The 9,993-nt window shown below is 47.2% G+C and carries 11 protein-coding genes and 1 pseudogene; 2 read left to right on the top strand and 10 right to left on the bottom strand.

Annotated features, from left to right (window positions below):
- Window positions 1-62: 62 nt before the first annotated feature.
- The 4 genes from selD to nspC form a co-directional block, all read right to left on the bottom strand.
- A complete protein-coding gene (gene selD / locus Q0438_RS01465) occupies window positions 63-1,085 on the bottom strand; it encodes a selenide, water dikinase SelD (protein ID WP_299186514.1) in 1,023 nt (340 codons plus the stop codon).
- Window positions 1,082-1,678: a sulfurtransferase-like selenium metabolism protein YedF gene (gene yedF / locus Q0438_RS01460; RefSeq protein WP_299186512.1), complete on the bottom strand. Its 597-nt coding sequence runs from the start codon at window positions 1,676-1,678 to the stop codon at window positions 1,082-1,084. Before yedF ends, selD begins: the two co-directional genes overlap by 4 nt.
- A gap of 83 nt (window positions 1,679-1,761) precedes the next feature.
- Window positions 1,762-2,709: a formate dehydrogenase subunit gamma gene (locus Q0438_RS01455; RefSeq protein WP_299186510.1), complete on the bottom strand. Its 948-nt coding sequence runs from the start codon at window positions 2,707-2,709 to the stop codon at window positions 1,762-1,764.
- Window positions 2,710-2,805: 96 nt separating this feature from the next.
- The gene (gene nspC, locus Q0438_RS01450; RefSeq protein WP_299186507.1) at window positions 2,806-3,960 is read right to left on the bottom strand and encodes a carboxynorspermidine decarboxylase; all 1,155 of its coding nucleotides are present in this window, start codon (window positions 3,958-3,960) and stop codon (window positions 2,806-2,808) included.
- 87 nt (window positions 3,961-4,047) lie between these two features.
- Between nspC and Q0438_RS01445 the strand changes: the two genes are divergently transcribed.
- Together Q0438_RS01445 and Q0438_RS01440 are read left to right on the top strand one after the other, a co-directional pair.
- Window positions 4,048-4,269, top strand: a complete 222-nt coding sequence (locus Q0438_RS01445; RefSeq protein WP_177387050.1) for a MoaD/ThiS family protein — start codon at window positions 4,048-4,050, stop codon at window positions 4,267-4,269.
- A 15-nt stretch (window positions 4,270-4,284) separates the two neighbouring features.
- Entirely contained in the window at window positions 4,285-4,794 is a 510-nt protein-coding gene (locus Q0438_RS01440) for a molybdenum cofactor biosynthesis protein MoaE (RefSeq protein ID WP_299186504.1), read from the top strand.
- Between the two features lie 52 nt (window positions 4,795-4,846).
- Here the strand turns inward: Q0438_RS01440 and Q0438_RS01435 are convergent, their stop codons facing one another.
- The 6 genes and pseudogenes from Q0438_RS01435 to Q0438_RS01410 all read right to left on the bottom strand — a co-directional run.
- A complete protein-coding gene (locus Q0438_RS01435; RefSeq protein WP_299186500.1) occupies window positions 4,847-5,359 on the bottom strand; it encodes a hypothetical protein in 513 nt (170 codons plus the stop codon).
- A 69-nt stretch (window positions 5,360-5,428) separates the two neighbouring features.
- A complete protein-coding gene (locus tag Q0438_RS01430; RefSeq protein ID WP_299186497.1) occupies window positions 5,429-7,231 on the bottom strand; it encodes a hypothetical protein in 1,803 nt (600 codons plus the stop codon).
- A gap of 155 nt (window positions 7,232-7,386) precedes the next feature.
- Window positions 7,387-8,022: a protein-L-isoaspartate(D-aspartate) O-methyltransferase gene (locus tag Q0438_RS01425; protein WP_299186494.1), complete on the bottom strand. Its 636-nt coding sequence runs from the start codon at window positions 8,020-8,022 to the stop codon at window positions 7,387-7,389.
- Complete coding sequence (locus Q0438_RS01420; protein WP_299186492.1) at window positions 8,010-8,216, bottom strand: hypothetical protein; 207 nt, start codon at window positions 8,214-8,216, stop codon at window positions 8,010-8,012. Before Q0438_RS01420 ends, Q0438_RS01425 begins: the two co-directional genes overlap by 13 nt.
- An 85-nt stretch (window positions 8,217-8,301) precedes the next feature.
- Window positions 8,302-9,324 (bottom strand): ribonucleotide-diphosphate reductase subunit beta, encoded by a 1,023-nt coding sequence (locus Q0438_RS01415; protein WP_177387058.1) that lies wholly within the window; start codon window positions 9,322-9,324, stop codon window positions 8,302-8,304.
- A 331-nt stretch (window positions 9,325-9,655) separates the two neighbouring features.
- Window positions 9,656-9,993 (bottom strand): annotated as a pseudogene (locus tag Q0438_RS01410) (anaerobic ribonucleoside-triphosphate reductase activating protein); the annotation flags it as partial.

Below are 9,993 nucleotides of genomic sequence, written 5' to 3'. Positions count from 1 at the left end.
GTGCGAAACAGAATTGTGATTATACAAGAGCGATGCTTAAAGGGGGCTGAATAGGAAGGAATTCAAACTAAATAAATTTTATGCTCGGCACGCGCCACTACTTCGCCGATGATAGCGCTACTAGTGTAGCCTGCGTTTTTTAAATTCGCAAGCGCTCGTGCCGCGTCCTTTTCCGCTACGGCAAGCAGAAGTCCGCCGCTTGTTTGCGCATCGCAAAGCGCTATGTCCGGCTCGGAATCGACGCCCGGTGCGATAAATTTTAAATTTTTATAGCTTCCGGCGGGTATTAGCCCCTCATCAAGGCATCTGAGGGCGCTTTTTAGAAGCGGAATTTTGCTAGGATAAATTTTAAAACTTACGCTCTCATTGATCATCTCAAGCGCGTGTCCAAGCAGACCAAAGCCCGTCACGTCGGTTGCGGCATGTATTTTTAAACCCGCTAGCGCGCCCACGGCATAAAAATTTAGCAAAATCATGCTCTCTATAGCGTCACGAAATTCTTCAAATTTAAGAAATTTCGCCTTGATAGCCGTAGCGATGATGCCCGTGCCTATGGGCTTTGTTAGGATCAGTAGGTCGCCTTCGCGCGCTGTGTTATTGCTCCAAAATTTACGCGGATTTACGCGCCCCGTGACGCTAAGCCCGTAATAAATTTCAGGAGTAGAGATGGTATGTCCGCCTACCAAGACCCCTCTGCACTCTTTGATTTTGTCTTTGCCGCCGCGCAGAATTTCGCGCAAAATTTCGTTTGAGAAATGACAATCGTCAAAACCCACGATATTTAGGGCATTTATCACTTCGCCGCCCATTGCAAATACGTCGCTTAGCGAGTTTGCCGCCGCAATCTGTCCGAAAATAAACGGATCGTCCACCAAAGGAGTGATAAAATCGAGCGTCTGCACTAGCGCAAAGTCGTTGCTTATGCGAAATATGCTCGCATCTTCGTTGCTGCAGATTGACGAAAGCAGGTTTGCATTAGGCTCGATTAAATTTCCAAGGTTTTCGGTTAGACCCGCCGGGTCAAGCTTGGCGGCTCAACCGGCGGCTGCAATAAATTTCGTGAGGTTAAAATCTCTGTAGATCATAGTTTGATTACTTCGTATTTTGATAGGACGTCCATGATTTCGTATGCGTTTGAAATCTCGCCGATCGCGAGCTTATCGACTAGTTTGTAGCTTTCTAGGCAACTTCCGCAGCTTAAAATTTCAGCTCCAGCTTCGTTTAGCTTTTTGATCGCCTCGAAGCATTCGTGTCCGCGGTTCGTGGTTATATGCACGGCGTTATTTACGCAGATTACCTTCACTGGCTTTTCGTCTAAATTTAGCGCCGCGCCTAAAAATTTAGCAAGCAGGCTCTTTCCGATCGGACCGCTTCCACACTGCTCTTCATTTAGAAATATCACCTTGCCTCTTTTTGGCGCCGCGACATCACAATAAATATCGTCGATACTTTCATCTTTCAGCTCGTCCGTTTTTACGGTTTTTATAAGCGTATCGGCGCCCGCTTGTGAAATTTGCGCTTCAAAGCCGTTTTTGGCCAAAAAGCGCTTTATGTTTTCGCGCGGCGCTACGTCGTTTACTAAAATTTCTAAACTCTCTCCGATTTTTAGCTCACCGAGGGCTTTTTTGGTGCGCAAAAGCGGCTCCGGGCAATTTAAATTGCGACAATCTAGTTGCATATGTAATCCTTAAAAATAAAATTCTTTGAACCTCAAAGCTAATGCGAGCCGCACGCAAGCGGGCCCGCATAAATTTACCCAAATTATAAGCGCGGGTACTTCGCCTCAAATTGCGATTTGGCGATCTGCCCCTTATCCAACAGCTCGCGATACCAATAGTGGTGAAGTACGTAAACTTCCTCCTCCGGCTTGTGTCCGTCGATCATCGAGTGGATGGCGCCGCTGATCGCAAAGACCGCCATGTAGATATGCACGAGCAAAAATACCGCGCAGACGGCACCTAAAAGATTATGGATAATCGCGCTCGCTCTTAAAATTTCGATCTGGCTCATACTTAGCGCACTTCTCATCGCAGGGATATCGTAGTCTAAGAAAAACATCGACGCGCCCGTCGCTATCATCACTATGCCGCCTAAAGTCGCGACCCAAAACCACGCCTTTTGACCGGCGTTAAATTTACCCGCAGGGATCGCGCGCTTCTTTTTGCTTAGATAGCCGCCCACGATCATCATCCATCTAATATCGTAAGCTCGCGGCAGCATGCGCCAAAACCATAGTAAGAACATCGGAACGACGGAGATCGCAAACGCTATCGTAGCCAGTCCGTGAGCGTTTTTACAAAATCTCACGAAAGCGCCGCCGCCGAATTCCTCGCCAAACATCATAATTAAGCCAGTCGGAACCAAGATCGCCCATGCGACGGCCGCTACAAGGTGATATAGCCGCTCAAATTTATTAAATGCGTAGATCGGCTTGCCCGCGTGATGGTCGAAGTGTTTCGGCCCTACGATCGCGTAGTGTCCGATAAAAGCTACGATCGCGCCCAAAACCGCACCCAGCGCCAGCCACGCAAAAAAGCCCGAGCTTTGAAGCTGCACGAAGAGCGGTCCGAAGCCGCTGCCGTAACTATCGATGTTTTCGAGCCTTGCATTGCCCCAAACATCGCTATTTCCCTGCACGATGTCGGCGTATTTTTTCTCCTCCGCCTGCGCATAAACACAGGCAAAAAGCGCAAGAAACAATCTTTTCATGGATTTCCTTAGGTATAAAATTTCGAGCCGATTATATCATTTTTTGCAAAAAATTTTCTTACAAAGCAAAATTAGATTTTTGCATTAAGCACCGCGCTAGTTTCTCCTCGCGTACTCGTCGTAGCCGAATTTTTTAATAGCCAAAACCTCTCCGCGCTCATCTACCAAGACGAGATCGGGCAGCTTGATGCCGTTAAAGGTCGTATTTTTCACGATCGTGTAGTGGATCTGATCCTCGAAAATCACCCGATCGCCGATACTTAGCGGCGCATTAAATTTATACTCGGGCTGTCCGCTCTCAAGCCCCACGACGTCGCCTGCGAGGCAGGTATTTCCGCCGAAGCGATAGCTAAATTTACCGCTCTTACTCTCGCCGCGCACCGCAGGACGATACGGCATCAGCACGGTATCAGGCATATGCGCTTCAGAAGAAGCATCCAAGATAGCGATTTTAGCGCCATTTTCTACGATATCAAGCACGCTAGCGACCAAATAACCGCACTCCCAGCCGACCGCTTCGCCGGGCTCAAGATAAATTTCGACTCCATATTTTTCGCGAAATTTTTTGATCAGATCTATCAGCAGCTCCACGTCGTAGCCTGCGCGCGTGATATGATGTCCGCCGCCGAAATTTAGCCACTTTAGCCCTCCGAAATACTTGCTAAATTTTGCCTCGAAAACCTCAAGTACCCGCTCTAGGCTCGCAGCGCTTTCTTCGCACAGCGCGTGAAAATGCAGCCCCGAGATGCCGCGCAAAAACTCGCCGTCTTGCAAGATCGCCCGCTGTAGCGCTTCAAGGCTCATCCCGAGCCTGCTAAAGCTGCCGCACGGATTGTAAGCGTCTTTGGGCGCGAAGGAGGTCTGCGGATTTAGTCGCAAACCGCACGATACACCCGCAGCGAGCGCTTTTGTGCGGTATTTTTGCCACTGCGCGGCGCTATTGAATACGACGTGATTTGAAATTTTTAAAATTTCATCCAAATCATCCTCTTTGAACGCTGGCGAGTATGTGTGGATCTCGCCGTTTTTGATAAATTCCGCGGCAAATTTCGCCTCGTGCAGGCCGCTGCAAGTTGCGCCCCAAAGGTATCTGTCAACGTAAGGCATCGCGAAGCTAAACGCAAAGCCTTTTAGCGCGCATAAAATTTTTGCGCCGCTTCGCTCGCCTACGCCGCGTAAAATTTCTAAATTTTTTATCAGTTTTTGCTCCTCGCATACGTAAGCGGGGGGCGAAATTTCATCGATTTTCATCGTTTTTCCTCATTAAATTTTTTCGCAATTATATAAAATTTTATAAATTTTTGGTTAAAATCGCCCAATCTTTAAAAAAGGACAAAAATGGTAGAGGTAGAATTTCTAGGGCCGATCGGGCGCGAGCCACTGCGCCTAAACGCAAACTCCCTGCAAGAGGTAAAAGCGGAGCTACAAAAGGACGAAAGCCTAAGGCAGTGGCTCGCAAACTGCGCCGTAGCGGTAAACGATAAGATGGTTTATGATGCGAATTTTGCGCTTAAATCCGGCGATCGCGTGAGCCTTCTGCCTCCCGTTTGCGGCGGCTAAGCTTAGGAGACGGCGATGAGCGAGACTAAATTTAATCCAGAAATTTTAAGCGGAATCGAGCCCGAAATTTATGAGGGCAGCTTGGACGTAGATGCGATTTTATCGCGCTGGTATGCTAAATTTAAAAACGCAAATTGCGGTGCGTTCATCACCTTCGTAGGTATTGTGCGCGAAGAGGGCGGTATCTGTGCGCTGAGTTTCGATATCTACGAGCCGATTTTGCGGACGTGGTTTGAAGCGTGGCAGCAAAAGGCCGCGGCACAGGGCGCATTCGTGCTTTTTGCACATGCAAACGGGGGTGTGCCGATCCACGAAAGCTCCTACGTCGCAGGCGTCGTAAGCCCGCAGCGTAAGGTAGCTCTGGCGCTAATAAACGAATTTGTGGAAGATTTCAAGGCGGCCGCGCCGATCTGGAAATATGACGTAAAGGGCGGTAAAATCGAGGGCGGCAAGGTGGTAGGCGGGAAGAGGATCTACGCGGCGGATCGCTCGCAGAGAGTAAAAGGCGCGGGGCTTTTGGGCTAAATTTACTATTTGATTCTTAATTCAAAACTAGCGAAGTCTAGTTTAAGTTATTTTATAATTTTTTTATGGACTTTATCCTATATTTCCAGTTATCGATAAATTCTACTTTATCTTTTAAAATACATGAATCCGTAGGTAGCCATCCATCAGGCATCCACTTACCAAACTTTTTATTATAATACCTCTGTACTATTTTTTTCTTCCTATCATTATACAAGCTACACCATATCTTATATCGGATGCCTTTATAACCAACACTCCTTGCATTCTTTATATCTTTGCAAGCTGTTTGCCAGGTAATATATTTTTTATCATGTTCTGACGCTGCTTTGGAATAATCCGGCTTAGTCTTTCTAGGAAAAATTTCAACAATGAAATAGTTAAAATCAATTCTCCCATCGATCCTATCGCGAATATTGCTCTCAATTATATCAACCCACTTACCGATCGTATTTATGCTTTTCACCAAATCTCTAGTAATAAGAACTGCGGCGGAATTACCATTTCTAATATAACTAATATATTCTGCGTCATATTTATAATTATTTACAATGCTGTCGGTCATGGAATTTTTCCTCTAATATAAAATTCCGTTATTACAAAATTTACTTTAAAATATATGTAAATGAAAATACTAAAATTTAAACACGCCTCTAGCTTCGGCGATGCGCTCGCTAAGGCTCACAGCGGCATCTTCGCTCCTTGCCGCGCACCTAAAGATCGGCTCAAGTACCTCGGCGAAAAAGCCGTTTAGCCCCTCCTGCATGATCTGCGCGCCACTTTGATAGCGCGCAAGCCCCATAAATACGCCATGTCCGATCGCGCCGAGGCCGCTTGCCTCATCGGCGATAAACTTATTCAGCGCCTTGCAAACCGCAACGACCGCGCTTGCATTTACGATCTCGCGATCTCTTAAATAATCCTCAAGCGCGCCGTAATCGCACTCGCATCTGATCCATCTAAACGCCTTTGCAATCGACGGCGAAACGCATTTATGCTCACTTAGAGTGCATAGGACGTATAAATTTTTAGGCACCGCAAAATATGAGCGGCCATCCTTCAAAACGACGCTGGCGCGCGCTTTTTCGCCCTCTTCAAAGCCGTCGATTACGTGGGAGTTTTTCGTGCGGATAAGCGAAAGTTCGTCTTCCTCGTCGTAGCGGCGATCCAAAAGTACCGCCGCCTCGCCAAAAATTTTATCCAAGCTCGCAGCGCTTGCATTGTCGATCAAAAAATAATACTCGCCCTTCGGATCGTTTAGCGCCTCTTTGCACAGCGCCTTAAACTCGCCGCTAATGAAGCTTTCGCCATAAAATCCGTCGATGAAATCGCAGTATTCAAAGCCTTCGTGCAGGCAAACGTAGCGGAAATTTTTCGCCGCAAGTTTCTTTTCGGCTATCAAAGATCGCAGCCTGCGGGTTTTGCCGGTACCGATCGCGCCGTAAAATATCGTATTTTTCGCGACCTCTTCACTCTTGTAATTTTTGACGTATTCGAAAAATAGCGACGAATACACGATCCTAGCCGCGCCCACGACGTCCTGCGGATACGGGGTAAATTCCGCGATAAATCGCGAGCTCACCTCGTAAAATTCTTCAAAAATTTCAACCTTTTCGTCGTAGAGCAAGGATAAAATTTGCGCGGTCCCGTCGCGATAAACGAGCGTCGGAAACTCGTCGTTGCACTGCGCAAATATGCTAGCTAGCAGATAGAGCTTCTCGCGCGAAATTTGCGCAAAATCGCCGTCCTCGGCAAGTCCTAAATTTAGCATCCCGTCGTCGCTTAGGTAGCTGTCGATCAGATAGAAATTATCGGCATTTATCGCGGATTTTAAAAATTCCATCAGCACAAAGGGCTGATTATGTAGCGCGACGTCGAAAAAATCGATCGCCAAAGCACTATCCACCGCCGTAAGAAGTCTGTAAAGCTCGTCGTAAAAATTGACTAGCTTTTGTTTGAAAATATCGCGAGCGGTGCGCTCCTGCGAATAGCTATTGAAATTTTTGACGATATTTTCGATAAAAACATAAAGCGAGACGATGTTTTTATCCTCGCCGCTAAGCACGCTATCTACGCTTTTTACGGCATTTTTAGGAAACAGCTCCTTTTTGCCGACGATGCGATCTTTGAAAGCGAAATCATAATAAAACGCGCTGATATTGGAATCAAAAAACTGATCCATAAAGAAATACTCGGCGTGCGCGAACTTCTCGCCTAAAGATAAAATTTTGCAGCTTCTAAGATTGCCGTCGCTGAGATTTATATACAGAGTTTGCAAAAACTCGCTCTCGGTCTCATCAAAGCTCGCCAAGCAGCGCTTTATCTCGCCTAAATACTTTGAGATCGCGGTTTGTTTTTTAAGCCAGAATTGGTTTTTGTTGTGATTTTTCCAGCTGAGCACCAGCGACTCTATCTTTTCCTTGCTAAAATCTTGCATGACTCATCCTTGTAAGATTAAAATTGCGTATTGTACTTGAATTTAAATAAATAATTAATAAAACTCTGATCTCAGGGCGGAGCGCGAAAGCAAAATTTTATTAAATTTACGCGCCCGCGGCGGTAGGAAATTTTAAAATTTACTGCGCGCTAGATCTATCCGCGACCCTGCACCAGCGGAACGAATTCGCAGGCGCCAAGCTCCTCTTCTTTGATCTCGCTTGGCGAAATTTTATTAAATCTAACGATCTTTTGCGAGCCGCCTCTATTCATCGGGGCGACCAAAATTCCCCCGATTACCAGCTGTGCAAACAGCCGCTCGTCGATCCTCTCGGCGCATGCGGAGAGCAAAATCCTATCAAAAGGGGCGAAATTTTTCCACCCGGCGTTGCCGTCATCGTGGCGCAGGCTGATGTTTGAAATCCCAAGATTTGCAAAGTGCCTTTTCGCCTCGCCCACCAGCCGCTCGACGCGCTCGACGGCAAAGACGCGGTGAACCATCCTGCTTAAAATCGCCGCTTGATAGCCGCTGCCACAGCCGATCTCTAAAATTTTCTCGACCTTCGGATCGACGCTTAACGCCATCGTCATGCGCGCGACCGTCAGCGGCGAGCTGATCCACTGGCTGGCCAAAATGGGCTGTGCGTTGAGGCTGAAAGCGTGCGCGCCGAGCGGAGCAAACTCGCTTCTAGCGACGCTGCAAAACGCCTCAAAAAGCGCCGAATTCAAACTCACCTGCTCGGCGATGTCGTTCGCCATCTTTTCGCAGCGAAGCCGCTCTAGCGAGACCATAGCGCGCTCCCGCCCGACCAGACGTTAAATTTAAAGCCACGAAAGTTTCTGCTCTGTTTAAATTCGGAGCCGCTAAAATTTTTAAAAATTCCCGAAAATCCACTCCGCGCCAAAAGAGCATAAGCTGCGTTTTTTAGATACATAGCACGGCTAAATTTTAAAAATTTTGCAGGCAATACGCCTTCTGCGCTCATCGCACGTCCGTGCGGCGCCGGACAAGTATCTGCAAAGTATCCGTGCCGCGATGCGGCAGAGTAAAATTTCAAACCGCAAAATCCGCTAAAAATCATCGAAACTCAAACTTCCTTTGCTGTAGTTCGTGACCTTGCTCTCGAAAAAGTTGCTCTTTTGATCGTTAAATTTAGAAAAATCATCAACCCATTTTATCGGATGTTTCGCGCCGTATCGCTTCTCAAGCCCGATGGCGAGCAGGCGCTGATCGACTAGGTAGTGGATATATTCTTCGATGATATCGTCCGTAAAGCCCATGATTTGATTATCCGTGATGTATTTGCCCCAATCGATCTCTAAGTTCCCCGCCGTCTCAAACATCTCGTAAATTTTATCCACGTTGCGTTTGTTAAACAGATCGGCGCGCTCCTTGCGGACGGAATTTATCATGTTTTGAAATAGTAGCAGGTGCGTGATCTCGTCGCGCTGTATGAAGCGGATCATCTGCGCGCTGCCTAGCATCTTGCCCGCGCGAGCAAGCGCATAGATCGAGGTAAAGCCGCTGTAGAAGTAGATCCCCTCTAAAATTTGATTCGCTACCATCGCTAGCAGCAGTTTATCGTCGCTAACCTCGCCCGCAAGCTCCTCATAGACGCTTGAGATGTAGTCGTTTTTCCTGCGGAGCATATCGTCGTGCTTCTCCATCTCGTAAATGAGATCAGTATTTTCACAGATCGCCTCGACCATGACGGCGTAGGATTTGCTGTGGTTGGCCTCCTCGTAGGCTTGGCGCGCGAGCACGGCGTTGATCTCCGGAGCCGTGATGTAGGGGTTGATATTATCGGCGAGATTGTTGGTCTGAAAGCTATCCATCGATATCAGCTGGCTCCACACGAGATCGTACATCCGCTTCTCGGCGCTTGTGAGATTGAAATTATAATCCCGCACGTCGTCCGTGGTATCGACCTCTTTAGGAAACCAGGTGTTGGCCTCCATCAGATCCCAAAGCTTCAGCGCCCATTGATATTTCGCCTTGGTAAAATTTAAAATGCCCTGCGGATTGCCGCCGAAGACCTTGCGATCGGTAAGGGTCTCGTCGGAGAAAGGGTTGTAGATTTTTTTTCTATCCATTTTTTGCCTTTTTAAAAATTTCGGCGTATTTTAGCCAAAGCAAGCTAAATTTACCTTTTGTTTTGGAGCGGCCTGCCTGCGCGGCGTGAAATTTGGCGCGAAGTTAAATTTACGCGGTATAAAATTTAAAGCTCTTGATAAACATAGAATTTTACGCCGCAGACGGAATGAAATTCAAACATAGCAAGCGGCGGCGAGGTAAATTTTAAAGCTTCCCGTAAGGCGAAATTCTATCAAGGCACAATATGCACGGACACTGCGAGCTAGATAAATGTGCTAGATTAAAATTTCATCGCGCTCATCGCGGCAAGACGCGCGCGACGGCGTAAATTTAATCAAAATTTCGAAGTTCGATCTTTAGATCGGTGCGGATTTTGCTCGGATCAAAGCTCGCAAGCGGCGCGTCTAAATTGCCGAAATTATCGCCTGTAGGCAGGAAGCTTTGCAGATAATAAACGCCGCGGTAGCCCTCGCTCCATAAAATTTGTGCCATCTGCTCTATCTTCGCTTCGTTTAAAAAATCGGCGTGCACGGTCGTGCGCACCTCAAATTTAAAATTTCGCCGCAGCAAAAGCCTAAGAGTTTGCAGAAATTTATCGTATAAGCTTGACTTCGTAATGAGCTCAAAATCCTGCCGCGGCGCCTTAAAATCAAGCGCGATATAATCGA

The sequence above is a fragment of the uncultured Campylobacter sp. genome (assembly GCF_938030785.1).
Taxonomy (GTDB): domain Bacteria; phylum Campylobacterota; class Campylobacteria; order Campylobacterales; family Campylobacteraceae; genus Campylobacter_B.
This window is presented reverse-complemented; position numbering and strand designations above follow the sequence as displayed.